This is a genomic window from Leucobacter ruminantium (assembly GCF_017565705.1).
In the GTDB taxonomy this organism is placed as follows: domain Bacteria; phylum Actinomycetota; class Actinomycetes; order Actinomycetales; family Microbacteriaceae; genus Leucobacter; species Leucobacter ruminantium.
In genome coordinates this window covers 24678-41268 of record NZ_JAGDYL010000019.1, presented here as the reverse complement: position 1 = coordinate 41268, position 16591 = coordinate 24678, and the positions used below count along the sequence as shown (strand labels likewise).

15 protein-coding genes and 1 tRNA gene are annotated in these 16591 nt (G+C 69.5%); 4 read left to right on the top strand and 12 right to left on the bottom strand.

Annotation, left to right across the window (positions count from 1 at the left end):
* Positions 1-176 precede the first annotated feature (176 nt).
* From J4H91_RS10950 to J4H91_RS10920, 7 genes are all read right to left on the bottom strand, one after another.
* Entirely contained in the window at positions 177-803 is a 627-nt protein-coding gene (locus J4H91_RS10950) for an SOS response-associated peptidase family protein (RefSeq protein WP_208046297.1), read from the bottom strand.
* A gap of 48 nt (positions 804-851) precedes the next feature.
* Positions 852-1166, bottom strand: a complete 315-nt coding sequence (locus tag J4H91_RS10945) for a hypothetical protein (protein WP_208046296.1) — start codon at positions 1164-1166, stop codon at positions 852-854.
* 150 nt (positions 1167-1316) lie between these two features.
* The gene (locus tag J4H91_RS10940; RefSeq protein ID WP_208046295.1) at positions 1317-1592 is read right to left on the bottom strand and encodes a hypothetical protein; all 276 of its coding nucleotides are present in this window, start codon (positions 1590-1592) and stop codon (positions 1317-1319) included.
* A gap of 158 nt (positions 1593-1750) precedes the next feature.
* A tRNA-Arg gene (locus tag J4H91_RS10935) sits at positions 1751-1826 on the bottom strand.
* Between the two features lie 101 nt (positions 1827-1927).
* Complete coding sequence (locus J4H91_RS15915; RefSeq protein ID WP_208046294.1) at positions 1928-2650, bottom strand: NlpC/P60 family protein; 723 nt, start codon at positions 2648-2650, stop codon at positions 1928-1930.
* Positions 2651-2931: 281 nt separating this feature from the next.
* Positions 2932-4284, bottom strand: coding sequence for an NADP-specific glutamate dehydrogenase (gene gdhA, locus J4H91_RS10925; RefSeq protein WP_208046293.1), 1353 nt, complete (start codon positions 4282-4284; stop codon positions 2932-2934).
* 81 nt (positions 4285-4365) lie between these two features.
* Positions 4366-5058: an iron-dependent transcriptional repressor DtxR gene (locus J4H91_RS10920; RefSeq protein WP_208046292.1), complete on the bottom strand. Its 693-nt coding sequence runs from the start codon at positions 5056-5058 to the stop codon at positions 4366-4368.
* Between the two features lie 98 nt (positions 5059-5156).
* Here J4H91_RS10920 and serC point away from each other — a divergent pair, with 98 nt between their 5' ends.
* Positions 5157-6275 carry a phosphoserine transaminase gene (gene serC / locus J4H91_RS10915; RefSeq protein ID WP_208046291.1) on the top strand — a complete coding sequence of 373 codons (1119 nt, stop codon included), beginning with the start codon at positions 5157-5159 and terminating at the stop codon, positions 6273-6275.
* Here serC and J4H91_RS10910 read toward each other — a convergent pair.
* From J4H91_RS10910 to J4H91_RS10890, 5 genes are all read right to left on the bottom strand, one after another.
* Positions 6251-7204 carry a class C sortase gene (locus J4H91_RS10910; protein ID WP_208046290.1) on the bottom strand — a complete coding sequence of 318 codons (954 nt, stop codon included), beginning with the start codon at positions 7202-7204 and terminating at the stop codon, positions 6251-6253. The two genes, serC and J4H91_RS10910, sit on opposite strands and share 25 nt — an antisense overlap.
* 116 nt (positions 7205-7320) lie before the next feature.
* Positions 7321-8811: a SpaH/EbpB family LPXTG-anchored major pilin gene (locus J4H91_RS10905; RefSeq protein ID WP_208046289.1), complete on the bottom strand. Its 1491-nt coding sequence runs from the start codon at positions 8809-8811 to the stop codon at positions 7321-7323.
* Between the two features lie 125 nt (positions 8812-8936).
* The gene (locus tag J4H91_RS10900; RefSeq protein ID WP_208046288.1) at positions 8937-11462 is read right to left on the bottom strand and encodes an MSCRAMM family protein; all 2526 of its coding nucleotides are present in this window, start codon (positions 11460-11462) and stop codon (positions 8937-8939) included.
* Positions 11463-11600: 138 nt separating this feature from the next.
* Positions 11601-12293 carry a DUF3027 domain-containing protein gene (locus J4H91_RS10895; RefSeq protein WP_208046287.1) on the bottom strand — a complete coding sequence of 231 codons (693 nt, stop codon included), beginning with the start codon at positions 12291-12293 and terminating at the stop codon, positions 11601-11603.
* Positions 12286-12663: a cold-shock protein gene (locus J4H91_RS10890; protein ID WP_208046286.1), complete on the bottom strand. Its 378-nt coding sequence runs from the start codon at positions 12661-12663 to the stop codon at positions 12286-12288. The genes J4H91_RS10895 and J4H91_RS10890 overlap by 8 nt, the downstream gene beginning before the upstream one ends.
* A 135-nt stretch (positions 12664-12798) precedes the next feature.
* Between J4H91_RS10890 and J4H91_RS10885 the strand changes: the two genes are divergently transcribed.
* The 3 genes from J4H91_RS10885 (at position 12799) to J4H91_RS10875 (ending at position 16554) form a co-directional block, all read left to right on the top strand.
* Positions 12799-13068 carry a hypothetical protein gene (locus tag J4H91_RS10885; protein WP_243752903.1) on the top strand — a complete coding sequence of 90 codons (270 nt, stop codon included), beginning with the start codon at positions 12799-12801 and terminating at the stop codon, positions 13066-13068.
* 2 nt (positions 13069-13070) lie between these two features.
* A complete protein-coding gene (locus tag J4H91_RS10880) occupies positions 13071-14801 on the top strand; it encodes a helicase-associated domain-containing protein (protein WP_208046284.1) in 1731 nt (576 codons plus the stop codon).
* A gap of 94 nt (positions 14802-14895) precedes the next feature.
* Positions 14896-16554, top strand: coding sequence for a DNA repair helicase XPB (locus J4H91_RS10875; protein ID WP_208046283.1), 1659 nt, complete (start codon positions 14896-14898; stop codon positions 16552-16554).
* Positions 16555-16591: the final 37 nt, after the last annotated feature.

Genomic DNA, 16591 nt, shown 5'->3' with positions numbered 1-16591 from the left:
CTCAGCGGACCGCCCAAGAAGCAGTCGCGGTGGATGGTCGCCGCACGGTTCGTCCAGAACCTCCTCACCGCGATCGTGAGGATTTGGCAGATCCATCGCTTTGCGTGCGATATGGAACTCGCAACGTAAGTATCTCCCTTGTCGCTGGGGCATCGTTTGCGGAGCCCCAGCGACAATCACGCGGTCGTCAGGGAATTCGAGAGCTCCTCTGACGCGTGCTGCACCTCGGCCACGAGGTCGGCATCGCCGGGTCGCTCGGGGTCCAGCCACTCGTCGTGCATGTCGGTGGGGAGCACGAGTGGCATGCGTCCCCAGTAGTCGGCGGCTTCGCTGCCGGTGGGTGCGTCGCGGGTGACCATGGAGTAGGTGACGAGGTCGGTCCCGTCGTCGCGGGTGACGGTTGATGTGACGGCCGCGATCCCGAAGACCTCCTCGCCGGGGAGGCGGAAACGCCCCTTCTTCTCGATATACCAGGACGCTGGCAAGAGCGCGCGGTGCTGGAATGGCTTGCGCCAGGAGCGCAGCAGCTTGTCGTCACGCGAGTTGAACGCACTGAACTTCACGGGCCCTGATGAGTCGAGCCAGAGCCACCACCACGCCAGCAGCACCTCCACACCGTCGTCGCCGGCGCGGATGATCGGGTTCATGTTCAGGGCGTTCTTCCCGGTGATCTTCGCTGTGCCGCCACGTGTCCGCATCCACTCCGCCACGACGTGGTCGTCGACTTTCTCGGAGTAGGGTTCGAGGCCGCCGGGCAGCATGATCTTCTCACCGGATGGGGTTAGGCCGTAGGTCGCGCACATGCCTGCATCGTACGTCCGTGCGAAGCCTGTGACTAGCGCTTCGAGGAGTTACCCGGGGAAGCCGGTACCGGTCACGCCCCGCCGGCGCATGTCGGCGGCTGCATCTGCGGGAGAACCACCTGGCGGGCCGGGGACGCGTGTCGTTGGCCCGGGCACTGCCTGAGCCGCTGCTTCGATGGTTTCGTAGATCCCCACGAGACGACGGTCGGCCGGGGCGGCGGTCCAGCGCATCAGGAGGAAGCGCTCGGCCCCGGAGACGTCGGTGACTCTGTGGATGATGCCCTTCGGTGAGCTCAGCACCTCACGCATCACGATCCACGTGTCGGTCTCGATCTGGATGATAGGTCCGTACTGGCGTGGCATGCGCGAGATGGTACGCCTCGCCTCTGACAATCTCGGCCGCCGGGAGTACGGCCTGGTCGCAGCGTGAGCACTCCCACCACGCCTCCCACCACACGAGCGTGCCCCGTCCGCACGCGGGGCAGGGGCCGCCGAGGATCAGGTCAGGCACGGTCAGTCGTGCAGGTAGTAGAGCATCTGCCATCCGTCCGGGACGGCGGCGCGGAGTTCTTCTACGGTTCTGCCGGTGATCTCTCGTAGGCCGTCGCGGCGCGCATATGTCGCGGTCGCGGTGATCGCGGTTGAGCCCTTCTGCATCGTGACAGGAGCGTGGATGAGCTCGAAACCCTCCGGGCACTTCTCTGCGAGCTTTTCCCTCACCTCCGGGAGGCCTTCACCCGACACCTCAATCGTGACGGTCTCGACCTTGCGGATAGTGGCAGTCAGCATGACACAGAGCCTACCCGCGGTGCTCTCGCCGTAGCAGCGGCGAGACAGGCAACCCCCGCCACACCTGTGGGCAAAATGTGGGCAAACACCATCCCTGGGGCAACAGAGAAGCCGCCTACTCGCCAATGTTTTCTAGGCGAGTAGGCGGCTTGACTGGTTGGTGCCCTGGAGAGGAATCGAACCTCCGACACCCGCTTTAGGAGAGCGGTGCTCTATCCACTGAGCTACCAAGGCGCGGCCACTGTTCGGGGCCTCTGCGAGTCTAGCAGCCCGCAGATGACAGAACGGGCGGAGCCGAAGCCCCGCCCGTTCGAAGTCTGTGCGACCGAGTCGACTCAGCCGAAGCGCACGACGCCGCTGGGGGCGCCGTCGATGAACGCGCCCGCGACGACGGTCTGGTTGCCGCCGTAGCCACCGTGCACCGCCTGGCCGTTGCCGATGTAGACCGCCACGTGGCGTCCCGACCAGATGAGGATGTCGCCGGGAGCGTAGTCACCGCTCGTGACCAGCGCACCGCCGAGGGCGGTGTACTCACCGACCTGCGTGCCGAGGTCGCCCGCCGGAACGCCGATGGCGCGCAGCGACTTCTCGACGAGCGCCGTGCAGTCCTGCATCACACCGAGCTGAGCGAGTGCGGCGTTCACGATGCCCTGCGCGCCGGCGCCCGCGGGGACGTCGGCGCCCGAGTAGCCCTTGGCGGCGGTTCCGTTACCGCCCGCGGCAGCTGCGTCGGCCGCAGCCTTCTTGGCCGCCTCCTCTGCCTCGGCCTTGCGCTCGGCCGCGACGACGGCCTCATCGACCTGACCGGTCGGCGCGTTGAGCGGCACGACGGCGTCTTCGACGGCCGGAGCCTCGAGGTTCTGCACGTTGGCGAAGCCGTCGATCATCGAGGGATCGACCTCGGAGCTGGTCGCGTATGCGGGCAGAGCGAACGTGCCGATCATGCCGAAGCTGAGCGCTGCGGCTCCTGCCATCTGGGCGACGCGCTTGCCCTTCGAGAAGGACTGCTTCGTCGCCGGGGCGGCGAGCGCTACTGCGTTGCTGGGGGTATGAGTCACGAGTTTCTTCTGCCTTACGTTGAACGATCTCCGTACCAGAGGAACGGCTCTGGCGAGCCGCGACCGTTCAAGGGTAACCGAAGATCACGATAATGTCACGCCGAGGTCACGAAAGCTTCAACCTCACTTGAAACTTGGCGTGTTTTCGCGGATCGCCGGCCCGTTTGAGCACAGCGTTTCTCTCGATGTCGAGCGAGTTCGTCCGTTCTTTGAAGGCCCGGAAGACGCAGGGCCCCGACCCCTCGATCGGGGGTCGGGGCCCTGCGCGCCCGAGCGGTGGATCAGATGACGCCCTGCTCCAGCATCGCCTGCGCGACGGTCACGAAGGCCGCCGAGTTGGCGCCCAGCACGTAGTCGCCCGGGCGGCCGTAGCGCTCCGACGCCGCGTAGGTCGCCGCGTGCACGTCGCGCATGATGTCGTGCAGGCGCGACTCGCTCTTGTCGCGGTCCCAGCGGGAGCGGGCCGCGTTCTGGCTCATCTCGAGCGCCGAGGTCGCGACGCCGCCCGCGTTCGCGGCCTTGCCCGGCGCGAACAGCACGCCTGCCTCCTGGAACAGCTCCACCGCTTCGGGCGTGGTCGGCATGTTCGCGCCCTCCGCCACGGCGCGCACGCCGTTCGCGATCAGCTTCCTGGCGTCGTCGGCGTTCAGCTCGTTCTGCGTCGCGCACGGGAAGGCGAGCTCTCCGCGCACGTCCCAGACACGACCGCCCTCGACGAAGCGGGCTCCGGGGCGCCGCTCCGCGTACTCCGAGATGCGGGCGCGCTCGACCTCCTTGATGCGCTTGAGGAGGTCCACATCGATGCCCTGCTCATCGACGACGTAGCCGCTCGAATCCGAGGCGGTGATGGCCTTGCCACCGAGCTGCTCGATCTTCTCGATCGCGTAGGTGGCGACGTTGCCCGAGCCCGAGACGACGGCCCGGCGGCCCTCGATGCCCTCGCCGGCGCGGATCAGCATCTCGTCGGCGAAGAACACGGCGCCGTAGCCTGTGGCCTCGGTGCGCACCTCGGCTCCGCCCCAGCCCACACCCTTGCCGGTGAGCACACCGGCCTCGTAGCGCTGGGTGATGCGGCGGTACTGCCCGAAGAGGAAGCCGATCTCGCGCGCGCCGACGCCGATGTCTCCCGCGGGGATGTCGGTGTGCTCGCCGATGTGGTGCACCAGCTCGGTCATGAAGCTCTGGCAGAACCGCATGACCTCGGCGTCGCTCTTGCCGCTCGGGTCGAAGTCGGAGCCGCCCTTGCCGCCGCCGATGCGCTGCGAGGTGAGCGCGTTCTTGAAGATCTGCTCGAAGCCCAGGAACTTGATGACGGAGAGGTTCACCGACGGGTGGAAGCGCAGGCCGCCCTTGTAGGGGCCGAGCGCCGAGTTGAACTGCACGCGGAAGCCCCGGTTGACCTGCACGCGGTTGTTGTCGTCGGTCCACGGAACGCGGAAGATGAGCTGGCGCTCGGGCTCGACGATCCGGTCGAGGATGCCTGCCTCGATGTACTCGGGGTGCTCTGCGAGCACGGGCGTCAACGTGTCGAGCACCTCGCGCACGGCCTGCAGGAACTCGGGCTCTCCGGTGCTGCGGTGTTCGACGGTGTCGGCTACGGCGCGAAGATGCGCCTCGGGGGTGGGCAGGGACAAGGTTCGACTCCTCGGTCTATCAACTCCAGCTGGGTGTGTGTTTCGCGGTGACCCTTGTGAGGCTCGCCTGCGGGCTCTGCCCTATGGCGAAACGAATATGTGCGAGGCGATCTCGCTCGGAAGGTCGAGCGCTTCGCGGGTTCCCTCCGCCTCGACGTGGACGATGTCGCCCCGGCGAACGAAGGAAGCTGTGGCGCCTGGCTTGATGCCGGCGGCGACGAACTGGCCGAGCAGCGAGGGATCGACCTGCACTGGCTCGGCGAGACGCCGGATTCGGGCGGTGACGCTGACGTCGGGCTCGGAGAGCAGCTCGGTGAGCGCGATGACACCGCTCTGGAAGGAGCCCGTGCGAGCGCCGCCGAGCTCGGCGAGCCCGGGGATCGGGTTTCCGTAGGGCGATTCGACTGGGCGGTCGAGGATGTCGAGGAGCTTGCGCTCGACGCGCTCGCTCATCACGTGCTCCCAGCGGCACGCCTCGTCGTGCACGTACTCCCACTCGAGACCGATCACGTCGGCGAGCAGACGCTCGGCGAGCCGGTGCTTGCGCATCACGTGGATCGCCTTGGTGCGGCCCTCCCCCGTCAGTTCGAGACGACGGTCATCGGTGACGACGACGAGACCGTCGCGCTCCATGCGACCCACGGTCTGCGAGACGGTGGGGCCGGAGTGCCCGAGCCGCTCCGAGATGCGCGCGCGGAGGGGGACGATCCCCTCCTCCTCGAGCTCGAGGATCGTGCGGAGATACATCTCGGTGGTGTCGATCAGGTCGGCCAATCGGGTCCTCCTCACACGCGTGTCCATCCCCAGCCTACCGGCAACGCGGAGGTCGCCCCTACGCGGGGAACGTCGGAGGCCACCGATAGAATCGGCGCATGGCTGACATCACCATCCCCTCCGAGCTCCTGCCCGCAGACGGCCGATTCGGCTGCGGACCCTCGAAAGTGCGCGGCGAACAACTCGACTTCCTCGCGTCGCTGCAACCGTCGGTGCTCGGAACCTCGCACAGGCAGGCTCCGGTGAAGAACCTGGTCGGCAGCGTGCGCGAAGGCCTCTCCGAGCTGTTCCGCGCTCCCGAGGGCTACGAGGTGCTTCTCGCCAACGGCGGGGCGACGACGTTCTGGGATTCGGCGACGCATTCTCTGATCGCCCAGCGCAGCCAGCACCTGGCGTTCGGCGAGTTCGGCTCGAAGTTCGCTAAGGCGGCGGGGGCGGCCCCCTTCCTCGAGCAGCCCGACGTGCGCTCGGCCGACCCCGGTTCGCGCTCCGAGCCGGCGTCGATCGCCGGCGTCGACGTCTACGCGTTCCCTCAGAACGAGACCTCGACGGGCGTGATGGCCCCTGTGCGACGCGTCTCGGGCGATGAGGGATCTCTCACCGTCGTCGATGCGACGAGCAGCGCGGGCGGCATCGACTTCGACGCGGGCGAGGTCGACGTCTACTACTTCTCGCCGCAGAAGAACTTCGCCTCCGACGGCGGCCTGTGGTTCGCGCTCGTCTCACCCGCGGCCATCGAGCGCATCGAACGCCTCACTGCGGGCGACCGCTACATCCCCGAGACGCTGAACCTCGCGGGCGCGATCGAGAACTCCCGCAAGAACCAGACCCTGAACACGCCCGCGCTCGCCACGATCGCCATGATGGACGAGCAGGTGCGCTGGATCAACGGGCAGGGCGGCCTGTCGTGGGCGGCGGCCCGCACCGCGGAGTCGTCCGGGGTGCTCTACGACTGGGCCGAGCGGAGCGAGGTGGCGACGCCGTTCGTCTCGAACCCCGATCATCGCTCGCAGGTGGTCGTGACGATCGACTTCGACGAGTCGATCGACGCCGCGGCGATCTCGCAGGCGCTGCGCGCGAGCGGCATCGTCGACACCGAGCCCTACCGCAAGCTCGGGCGCAACCAGCTGCGCATCGCGACCTTCACCGCGATCGACCCCGACGACGTGCGCGCTCTCACCGGCTGCCTCGACTACGTGCTCGAACGCCTGGGCTGAACGGAGCCCGTGTGGCGGGCCCGCCCGGCCCACGCGACGTAGGCGGTGAGCAGCGTCGCCGCGACGCCGACGCCGACGGCCCACCAGGGGAAGCCGGGGAGGTCGGGGTGCGTCGCGGCGGCACGGATGTCCGAGGGAGGCGTCGGCGTGACGCGTTCGGCCGTGACGAGGATGCGGTGGCTGTTGATGCCGAGGGGCGTGCAGGTCACGAGGGTGACGAGATCGCGATCGGGGTCCGCGAGGATCTCCTCGGTGTCCGCCGGATCGACCACCTGCTTCTCGAAGATCCGGTAGGTGAGCACTTCGTCGAGCACCGAGATCGTGAATGTGTCGCCCACCTCGGCCCGATCGAGGTGGGTGAAGAGCGTCGATTCGGGCAGGCCGCGGTGGGCCGTGAGCACGGCGCGCGTGCCGGCGCCGCCGACGGGCAGCGATGTCCCCTCCAAGTGCCCCACGCCCTTGCGCAGCGTCTTGTCGGCGGTGCCGTGGTAGATGGGAAGGTCGATACCGAGCGATGGGTACTGCAGCCGCCCCATGAAGCCCGTCCCCGTGGGGTCGAGCAGTTCGTCGTAGGCGGGGGATCCCTTCGCGAGATCTCCCTCGCCCGTTGCGACGGGCGTGTTCGCTTTCAGCAGCGCACCGCTCGACAGGGCGTCGTTGTATTCGCGTGCGAGTTCGATCTGCTCGGCCCGATAGCCGGGGTCGTCGGCGGGGGGAGCCTCCAACCGCTCCTGCGCTGATTCCGTGGCGCGGGACTGCTCCCGCTGCGCGAACCACGAGGCGGTCTGGGGATAGAGGAGCACGCAGACGCCGAGCAGGATCAGCAGGCAGGCGATCGCCTGCGCGGGCGGGAAGCGCCATCTCGCCGCGGGCGGCGGGCGCATGCGCCTGGCACGGGTCGCCTCCCGGCTCCGAGTCGATGTCTGCATCCGTTTCGCCCCCTCCTCGGGTGCAACCGCATCTCGCACAGGATCTCCGGTCGAGCGAACGCCGGCTCAATCAGCGGGCCTGGCCGACTCGCCTCGCTCGATCAGCCGGTCTGCGCTCAGTCGGCGGGATCGCCCGTTTGGCGGCGACGGGCGACGAGGATCGCTCCGGCTCCCGCTGCGATGATCGCCAGGCCGCCGATCGTCATGGCGAGCGTGCCGGCCGCACCGGTGAGCGGCAGGTCCGGGCCGTCCTTCTTCTTGTTCACGACGTCGAGTTCGAAGACGCCGTCCTCGCCCGGGGTGATCGTCACGGGGTTGCTGACGGCCGTGGCCGTATGCCCGGCGGGCACCACGGTCTCGTACACGCAGTAGTCCTTCGACGGATCGGCCAGCGGACCGTTGGGGCTGTTGGCCACCCACAGCCCGAGCACCGTGTTCGGATCGACGTCCTCCCAGACCACGGTGCCGCTGCCGTTCGAGGTGCCGGTCGCAACCGCGCCCGTCGCCGGAGCGGTGGCGGGGCAACCGGCCTGCGGCTCCGCGAACACCTGGAATTCGGCGCCCGCGAGCGGTTTGGCGGGCTTCGAATCGTCGTGCTTGGAGATCGACAGCTGACCCCAGTAGGTGTAGGGGATCTGCTCGCCGGGAACCGTGGTGCCGTTGAAGGTGCTCGAGTACTCGTCGTTCGGGATGCTGCCGTCCCCGACCTCGTCGACCGTCGTGACCAGCTCGATCGACAGGCTCTTGCCCATCGCTGCGTCGAGCTTCGCCCGGCCGGCGGCGGTGAACGTCCACGTCACCCCGTTCGGGTCGACCGTGTAGTCGCCGCCCGGTCCTTCGGAGAGCGGTGCGCCGTCGAGCGTCAGGCTCGAGGAGGCGTAGCTCAGGCGCGGATCGAGAACATCGGAGACGGAGGCCGTGGTGAAGGTCTCCTCATTGTTGAGCGTCGGCACCGGGACCGTCAGCGTCCAGGTCACGCCGGAGCCGATGGTCAGCCCATCGGGCATCTCCGCGATCGTCTTCGTCGGCTCGTTCATGATCTGGTTCTTCGGGTCGGCGACCACGTCGTAGTTCCAGCCTTCGCCGCCGTCGCCTTCAGAGGTCGGAATCGACACGTAGAAGTCGGGCACCTTCGACACGATGTGGTTCTCGCCCGGGTCGGTCTCCTGCGCGAAATAGACCCCGACGTCGAGGGTGAAGTCGACCGTGCCGCCCGCGGTCACGTCCGACACGGCGTCGGCCGTGAGGAGGCAGAAGGGGGCGGTCGGCGCGGCGGGCGCGGAGGCGAACAGGTCGCCGAGTCCGTCCCAGTCGGCCGCATCTGTCAGGTCGATCGCCACGCAGTCGCCGTTGTCCAGCCGCCCGACAGGGGTCACGGTGAACTCGACGCCGTCCAGCGTGTCGCGATCCTCCAGGGTCTCCCCCTCGCCGAGCGGCGCGCCCGCGTACTTGTTGATGGTCAGCGTGCCCTCGGCGGGTGCGCCTGGCTGGTCGGGCCCGACGTCCGCGAAGGCCGCCGTGCTGAATGTGCCGACGCCCACCAGCGCCAGGGCGACGGCCCCGACTCCGGCTGCGATGCGTCGCATCGCCCTGCTCTTCGAGTTCATTTCACTACCCTGTTTCTCTCCCGCCCCCGCGGTTCGTCAGCGACCCTCGGGGTGTCTTCTGTGTGTTCGATGCTTGATTCGTCGAGGCCTGAGGCCCGCCCCGCCTGCTTCCTCCGGGTGGTCGGTCAGGCCCCCTTACGGCGGTGGTTGCGGATCGCGATGGCACCCGTGGTGCCCGCCCCGAGCACCAGCACGCCGAGCCCCAGCGCGGTGAAGAGGTCTCGACCGATCCCGCCGCTCATCGGAAGCTCCGGCCCGTCGATGCGGGTGTTCACCACGGGGTCGAGTTCGACGGCGAGGTGCTCGGCATCGATCGTGAAGGGGTGCACAGCGGGCGAGGCGTGGTAACCCGCGGGGGCCCTGCTCTCCTGCAACGTGTAGTCGCCCCAGCCCAGACCCGCGAGTCGAAACTCGCCTCCGCCGGGATCCTGGTCCAGGAAGTCGCCTGCCGTGCAGGGCGACTCCGCGCAGTCGACGACCACGGTGTCGGCCGGGACGCCGGGACCCGTGAGCGTCCACTCCGAACCGGTGAGAAGACCGCCACCCTCATCGACCTTCGTCCATGCCACCTCGCCGAGGAGCCGAGGGTTCACCCGCGCACCCGCGTCGATGGTGGTCCCCGCGTTCGTCTGATCGACGGTGAAGGTGAACGATTTCGGGTCGGCGAACGAGTGCCCGGCCGGGGCCTTCGTCTCGGTCACCGTGTAGGCGCCCCATGCGAGGCCTGCGAGTTCGAATCCGCCCGCGGTCGGGTCGATGTCCTTGAACGGGCCCGCCGCGCAGACGGCCGCCGTGCAGTCGACGATCGTCGTGCCCGGTTCGGGGCTTCCGGGGCCGACAATGGTCCATTCCGACCCTCCGAGCGGGGCTGCTGGCGTCTGGTCATCGACCTTCGACCACTTCACGGCTCCGGGCTTGCGCGGGTTCACGACCGTCGGTCCCGCGATCGTGGTTCCCGCGTTGCCCGCGTCGACGGTGAAGGACACGGTCTTCGCGGGTGTCGTGAGCGCATGCCCCTCGGGTGCTTTCGTCTCCGTCAGCACGTACGCTCCCCAGGGGAGCCCCGCCAACGCGAACTTGCCCGCCGCCGGATCCTGATCCTTGAGAACCCCGGGCGCGCACACGGCCGCCGTGCAGTCGACGATCACGGCGCCGACCCCGATCCCACCCGGCGAGGCGGTGACCGTCCACTCGGACCCCCCGAGCAGCGTCGCCGAGGTCTGGTCGTCGGTCTTCGCCCACGTGACCGCACCGGGCTTGTCAGTGTTCACGATGACGCAGGAGACCTTCCTCTTCTCGGCGAGGGCGAGGGAGTTGCCGTTCGTCAGGGCGACCGCCGTCGGATTCGCCGGGTCGGTGATGTCGGTGCAGGCCCAGTCGGTCTTCAGTGCGAACCCCGGGTTGCTGCTCTCGGAGAGCAGGTAGGTGCCTGCCTTCACGTCGCTGCGCGTGACGGTCCCGTTTCCGGTCACCGTCTGGCCGGCCACCGGCCCCTGCCCGGTGGCCGTCAGCGTCCAGTCGGTGGGCGCCGATCCGGTTCCGGTGGCCGCGTACTGCAGGGAGACCTGCTTCGTCAGCGTCAGCGTGGCGCACGTCGACGGAGGTTCGAAGGCGATGGGAGCGGCCCAGATGCCCAGGTTGGAGCTGGGTGCGCTGGCGTTGTTGAACGAGCGCAGGTAGGCCGTCGTCCCCATGGTCGGCGGGCAACCCGGCGATCCCTGGTTGATCGTGCTCAGCGGGATCTTGAGCTCCACCGTGGTACCGATGGAGACGATCACCCCGGCGAGCGTGACGCACGAGGGCGAGTTCAGGCTCGTCACGTAGCCGTTCTGCGGGTACGTGCAGTAGGTCACCACCGGGTTGGCGCTGCCCTGCTGCTCGATGAAGATGACCTGGCCGCCCTGGCTGCGGTCCGGTTGCGGCACCGCCAGAGTCGTCGCGCCCGCCGGCCCCCACCGTTCAGGGGCGTTCGTGTACTCGAATGCGAAGGAGTTGCTGCCCGTCGCGTTCGGTCGGACGAACTTGATCACCAGGTCCGTTCCGACGATGTTCGAGCTGAAGGTTCCGGCCGTGATCTCAGAAGCCTGGGCGATGGTCGCGGGATCCTTCCAGCTCCAGGTCGCGGGATTGCTGTTGTCCTTCAGGATCTGGTAGCCACCGGTCTGCTGCGATCCGACCGGGCCCAGCGCGACCACCGGGCCCGCGAGACCCGTGACGGACTGCTTCTCGGCGGTCTTCGGCGCTGCGAAGATCGGCGGCACCTGGACCTCGTGCGGGGCCTCGGCTCCGCCCGGCTCCTCCGCGGGAGGCGGTTCCACGGTGGGCTCCTGGCTCGGCATCGGTGCGTTCGGCGTCGCCCCGGGCGAGTCCGTGCCGCCCGGCTCGGCATTACCAGGGTCCGTGCCGCCCGGCTCGCCGGTCTGCTCGGGCGGCGGAGTCGTCGGCGCTACCTCGACCGGTGCCGGGTCGGCGTCGGCCAGGGCGAGCGCCGGGGCCGCGCATCCCAGTACGAGCCCGCCCGCCGTGACGACCGCCGCGAGAGCGACGGCGCGCCGCTTCCGGCCGCGCCCGTCCCCGGGCCTACGCGACCGCCCGGTCTTCTTTCCCCCGAGAGAAGAACTCGAAAGCATCACAACCTCGATCCCAGACATGGGAGAGGTCGTCGCCGGCCACAAGTGTCCGAATCAGCGCTCCCCCGAGTGCTGCGGCGAGCCTATGAAGAATCGGACGGCTAGGGATCCGGGGGAATTACGTATTCATGAGGATCCGCGGAATGACGCGCTCCGCACTCAGCGCTCGGCGGAGAACCCTTCGAAGCCGTCGGGGCCGTCATCGCCCTCGTCGTCGTCGTCGAAGTCATCGGACTTCTCGTCGGAATCGTCTTCCTCGTCGTCCTCGCCGTCGAGCTCCACTCCATCGATCTCGTCGTCGAAGTCGCTGAAGTCGTTCGTCAGCAGATCCTCGTCGGGATCCACCCCGTCCTCCTCCTCGAGCTCGGCCGCGGCTGCCTCGGCCTCCGCAGCCTCGTCGGCGGCCTGTCTCGCCTGCGTCTCCCGGTACTGGGCGAGACGCACCGACCACGGCACCCACTCGGGGGCCACGACGGCTCCGGGCCCGGGCAGCAGCTCGACCTCGAGCACGTTCACCGGCGACTCCTCGTCCACGCGCGCGAGCGTCGCGGCCCAGCGCCAGCCGGGGTACCCGGCGAGACGGCACTCGAAGTAGAGGGTGAGCACGTGGGCTTCGTGCACCTCGTGCCCCTCGTCGGCCCCGATGCTCGGCTCGTCGGTGATCTCGGCGAGCGCGGCGCGCGCCTGGGCGCGGGCCGCAAGGAGCACGGGATCAGCGGCAAGCACGGGATCAGCGGCGGGCGCGGCCTCGGTTTCAGGATCCCTCGCCCCGCCCCGGGTCTCCGAGAGCCCCGGCTCGGTGGTGGGCTCGACCGTTTCGGCCTCGGCGGGAGCCTCGCGCGCCTCAGACATCGAAGTCGTCCGCCACGCGGCGCAGCATGGTCGCGACCTTGCGCGACTGCGAGCGCTCGGGGTACTGCCCGCTCTTGAGTCGACCGCCCAGGCCGTCGAGCAGCTTCACGAGATCCTCGATGATGATCGCCATCTCGTCGGCCGACTTGCGGTTGCGCTTGGCGAGACGCGGCGTCTCGAGCACGCGCACCGACAGCGCCTGCGGGCCGCGGCGCCCGTCCGCGACGCTGTACTCCAGCCGCGTGCCCGCCTGCACATCGGCGCCCGTAGGCACCACCGATGCGTGCAGGTACACCTGCTGCCCGTCATCGCCCTGGATGAAACCAAAGCCCTTGTCCTCGTCGTAGAACCTGACCTTGCCGTTCGGCATGCCTCGTCCCTCTCCATCTCGGTCGCGGCCTCGGGGCCGCCCGCAGTCTTCGCGCAGAGCTCCCCGCGCACCCTTCGATCCTACCGGCCGGGGCCGCGAGGGCGTTCTCGGAGAAGAGCGGGTAAAATGGCCGGGATGTCGCAAGAATCCAGCACGCCGTCGATCCTCGAGCGGATCCTCGCATACGCCACCGTCACCATCATCGGGGCGGCGCTGCTCTCGTTCTTCGCCACCCTCATCATCGGCATGATCGATCGCGAGATGCTCGCCTCGGGCATGTGGCCGGTCGTCTACGGCCTGTCGCTGTTCGGTCTGCCGCTCGGCTTCGCGCTGCTGATCGTCCTGCTCGTCGTGAGCCAGCGGAGGCGGCGCGCGGAATTCAAGCGGAACGCCGCCGAGCGCTGAGCATGAGCGGCACCCTCGCCCTCGCTGCGGCACTCGCCGCGATGGATCGCGGCACCCTCGCCGCGGTCGTGGAGCGCAGGCGGCCGCAGGCGATCTCGGGCATCACCGATCCGATCGGCCTCGCGAGCGAACTGCTGCGCGCGGATTCCGTCGAGCGGGCGATCGCCCCGCTCGAGCGCGACGATCTGGCCGCACTGCTGCAACCCGAGACGGCTGCGGAAGAGGTGCGGGACCGGCTGCTCGGGCTCGGACTGCTGGGATGGGACGAGGGATCCGCCGCGCCCCTCCCCGAGGTCGCCGCCGCCCTCACCGCGAGCCTCGACCGAGTCGGCCTCTCCCCCGACTCCCTCCGCAATGACCACGTATCCGAGCCGCCCGGCACGACCGACACCGCGTCCTGGTACGTCGCCGCGCTCACGGCGCTCGGAACCGCGGCCGAGGTGCTGCGCGCGCTGCGCACGCAGCCCGGGCGGCTGAACCGCACGGGCACGGTCGCCGTCGCGACCGTGAAGTCGCTCGCCGAGGCGACCCGCATCGACGTCGACCGCACGGGCGACGCGGTGCAGGCCCTGCTCGACGCCCGGCTGCTGGTGCCCGCCGCGCAGCTCACCCTGCTCTCGTGGTCTCCCGCGACCGCCGACTGGCTCGAGCTCGGGGCCCCGGACCGGTGGGTGGCGCTCGGTGCCGCCGCGGTGGCCGCGATGCCGCCGCAGCTGCGACGACTGTTGGAAGAGCGTGACCTCGAGGGATCCCTCGCCGCGCTCCGCGACCGCTACCCGCTGCTGCCCGCGAGCACCGAGGCGGCCGCCCGACGCTTCGGCCGCATCGCCGAGCACCTGGGCCTCGCGGTGGACGGGGCGCTCGGCGAGGCCGGCCGCGCCCTGCTCGCGGATGACCTCGACGCCGCCCGCGCGATCGCGGAGCGCGACATGCCGGCCCCCGTCGCAGGCGTCTACATCCAACCCGACCTGAGCGTCGTCGTGCCCGGGCCGCTCGCGCCGTCGGACGAGGCCGCCCTTGCCGCCCTCACCGTGCCGGAGCAGACGGGCATCGCCTCGACGCGCCGCATCACCGAGGCCTCGATCGCCGCGGCCCTCGAACGGGGCTTCGACGCCGCGGGAGCGCGGAGCGCCTTCGAGCGACTGTCGCTCACCGGCATCCCCCAGCCGCTCGACTACATGCTCGCCTCCATCGCCGAGCGCATCCGCGGCATCGTCGTGCGCGAGCACTCCGGCGACGAGGGCCGCACCCGCCTCGACATCAGCCGCCCCGAGCTGCGCGAGACGCTGCTCGTCGACCGCGCACTGCACCACCTGCAGCTCGCCCAGGGCGAGGAGCCGTCGGCCCTCTACTCCCGCCTGCGCGCCGACCACGTCTTCGCCGCACTCGGCGACGCCCGCTACACGGCTTCGTTCGAAGGTGCTGCGGACTCCCCGCTCGTGAACCCCGCGCCGGAGCCGCGCACGACCGAGTTGCCCGACGAGCTCGCGCAGCTCGTCGACCGGGTGCACTCCGCCGTGCGTTCGGAGCCCGGCGCCGGGGGCTTCGCACGACGCCTGGAGCTGGCGATCAGGGATCGCAGCACGGTGCGCGTCACCGCGTCGGCGCAGGGGCGCACGCACGTATTCACGCTGCTGCCCACTTCGCTCGACGCGGGCCGACTGCGCGCGACCGATCCCGGCGCCGGCGTCGAGCGCACCCTGCCGATCAGCACGATCACCGCGGTCGAGTAGATCCTCGTCCGGCTGTCGGGCTTCGTGCGGGTCGGGCGAGGGATCCCGGGGCGCGCCCGCCGATGCACGGGCGACGCGGGTAAACTCGATCGTTATGACTCTCGGCCCCCTCATCGTGCAGAGCGACCACACCGTCCTCCTGGAGGTCGCCCACCCGGATGCGGAGGATGCGCGCCACGAGCTCGCGGTCTTCGCGGAGCTCGAGCGGGCACCCGAGCACATCCACACCTACCGCATCACGCGGCTCGGCCTCTGGAACGCCCGCGCCGCGGGCCACACCGCCGAGGAGATCCTCGACACGCTGAACCGCCACGCCAAGTTCCCCGTGCCGAGCGGCGTCGCCGGCGAGATCACCGACACCATGCGCCGCTACGGTCGACTCACGATCGAGCGCGACGCCGACGGGGCGCTCGTGCTGCGCTGCGACGATCCTGCCATCCTGCGCGAGGTGTCGAGCGCGAAGAAGATCGCGCCGCTGCTGGGCAACCGCATCGACGACCGCACCTTCCCCGTCGAGCCGTGGGCCCGCGGAGAGCTCAAGCAGCAGCTCGTGGCCCGCGGCTGGCCCGCGGAGGATCTCGCGGGCTACACCCCCGGCGAGCCCTACGACATCGAGCTGGCGGAGAGCGACGGGGACGCCGACGGCGAGGGGGCCTGGCACCTGCGCGACTACCAGGCGAAGGCCGTGGAGGCCTTCCAGCGCGGCGGCTCCGGTGTCGTGGTGCTGCCGTGCGGCGCGGGCAAGACGATCGTCGGGGCCGCCTCTATGGCCGCCGTCGGCGCGAAGGCGCTCATCCTCGTGACCAACGCCGTCTCGGCGCGCCAGTGGCGCGACGAGCTCATCCGCCGCACCACCCTCACCGAGGAGGAGATCGGCGAGTACTCCGGCCAGGTGAAGGAGATCAAACCGGTCACGATCGCGACCTATCAGATCCTCACGAGCCGCAGGAAGGGCGAGTACCAGCACCTGTCGCTGCTCGACGCGCAGGACTGGGGCGTCATCGTCTACGACGAGGTGCACCTGCTGCCCGCTCCCGTGTTCAAGCTGACCGCCGAGCTGCAGGCGCGCCGCCGCCTCGGCCTCACCGCGACACTCGTGCGCGAGGACGGCCGCGAGGGCGACGTGTTCAGCCTCATCGGCCCGAAGCGCTACGACGCGGCCTGGAAGGACATCGAAGCGCAGGGCTTCATCGCCCCGGCCGCCTGCTTCGAGGTGCGCGTCACCCTGCCCGAGTCGGAGCGCATGGACTACGCCGTCGCCGAGGATCAGGACCGCTACCGCATCGCCTCCTCCACTCCCGAGAAGCAGCGCATCGCCCGGCGCATCATCGACAAGCACCCCGACGAGCAGGTGCTCGTGATCGGCCAATACATCGACCAGCTCGAAGCCATGGCCGAAGCACTCGACTGCCCGCTCATCACCGGGCAGACCCCGGTCGACGAGCGCGAGCGGCTGTTCCAGGCGTTCCGCAGCGGCGAGGAGCGCATCCTCGTCGTCTCCAAGGTCGCGAACTTCTCGGTGGATCTGCCCGACGCCTCGGTGGCCATCCAGATCTCGGGTTCGTTCGGATCGCGTCAGGAGGAGGCGCAGCGCCTCGGGCGCCTGCTGCGACCCAAGTCGGACGGCATCACGGCGTCGTTCTACACCCTGATCGCGCGCGACACGGTGGACCAGGATTTCGCGCAGAACCGCCAGCGCTTCCTCGCCGAGCAGGGGTACTCGTACACGATTCTCGACGCCGACGAGGTGTGAGGGATCGCCCCGCATTCCGCTGGTTTCGACTCGCAAG

What these genes read in the sequence shown, in the direction of transcription:
- J4H91_RS10950 (WP_208046297.1), bottom strand. Translation starts at nt 803, where the DNA reads ATGTGCGCGACCTACGGCCTAACCCCATCCGGTGAGAAGATCATGCTG.
- J4H91_RS10945 (WP_208046296.1), bottom strand. Translation starts at nt 1,166, where the DNA reads ATGCCACGCCAGTACGGACCTATCATCCAGATCGAGACCGACACGTGG.
- J4H91_RS10940 (WP_208046295.1), bottom strand. Translation starts at nt 1,592, where the DNA reads ATGCTGACTGCCACTATCCGCAAGGTCGAGACCGTCACGATTGAGGTG.
- serC (WP_208046291.1), top strand. Translation starts at nt 5,157, where the DNA reads ATGGCTGACATCACCATCCCCTCCGAGCTCCTGCCCGCAGACGGCCGA.
- J4H91_RS10910 (WP_208046290.1), bottom strand. Translation starts at nt 7,204, where the DNA reads ATGCAGACATCGACTCGGAGCCGGGAGGCGACCCGTGCCAGGCGCATG.
- J4H91_RS10905 (WP_208046289.1), bottom strand. Translation starts at nt 8,811, where the DNA reads ATGAACTCGAAGAGCAGGGCGATGCGACGCATCGCAGCCGGAGTCGGG.
- J4H91_RS10900 (WP_208046288.1), bottom strand. Translation starts at nt 11,462, where the DNA reads ATGTCTGGGATCGAGGTTGTGATGCTTTCGAGTTCTTCTCTCGGGGGA.
- J4H91_RS10895 (WP_208046287.1), bottom strand. Translation starts at nt 12,293, where the DNA reads ATGTCTGAGGCGCGCGAGGCTCCCGCCGAGGCCGAAACGGTCGAGCCC.
- J4H91_RS10890 (WP_208046286.1), bottom strand. Translation starts at nt 12,663, where the DNA reads ATGCCGAACGGCAAGGTCAGGTTCTACGACGAGGACAAGGGCTTTGGT.
- J4H91_RS10885 (WP_243752903.1), top strand. Translation starts at nt 12,799, where the DNA reads ATGTCGCAAGAATCCAGCACGCCGTCGATCCTCGAGCGGATCCTCGCA.
- J4H91_RS10880 (WP_208046284.1), top strand. Translation starts at nt 13,071, where the DNA reads ATGAGCGGCACCCTCGCCCTCGCTGCGGCACTCGCCGCGATGGATCGC.
- J4H91_RS10875 (WP_208046283.1), top strand. Translation starts at nt 14,896, where the DNA reads ATGACTCTCGGCCCCCTCATCGTGCAGAGCGACCACACCGTCCTCCTG.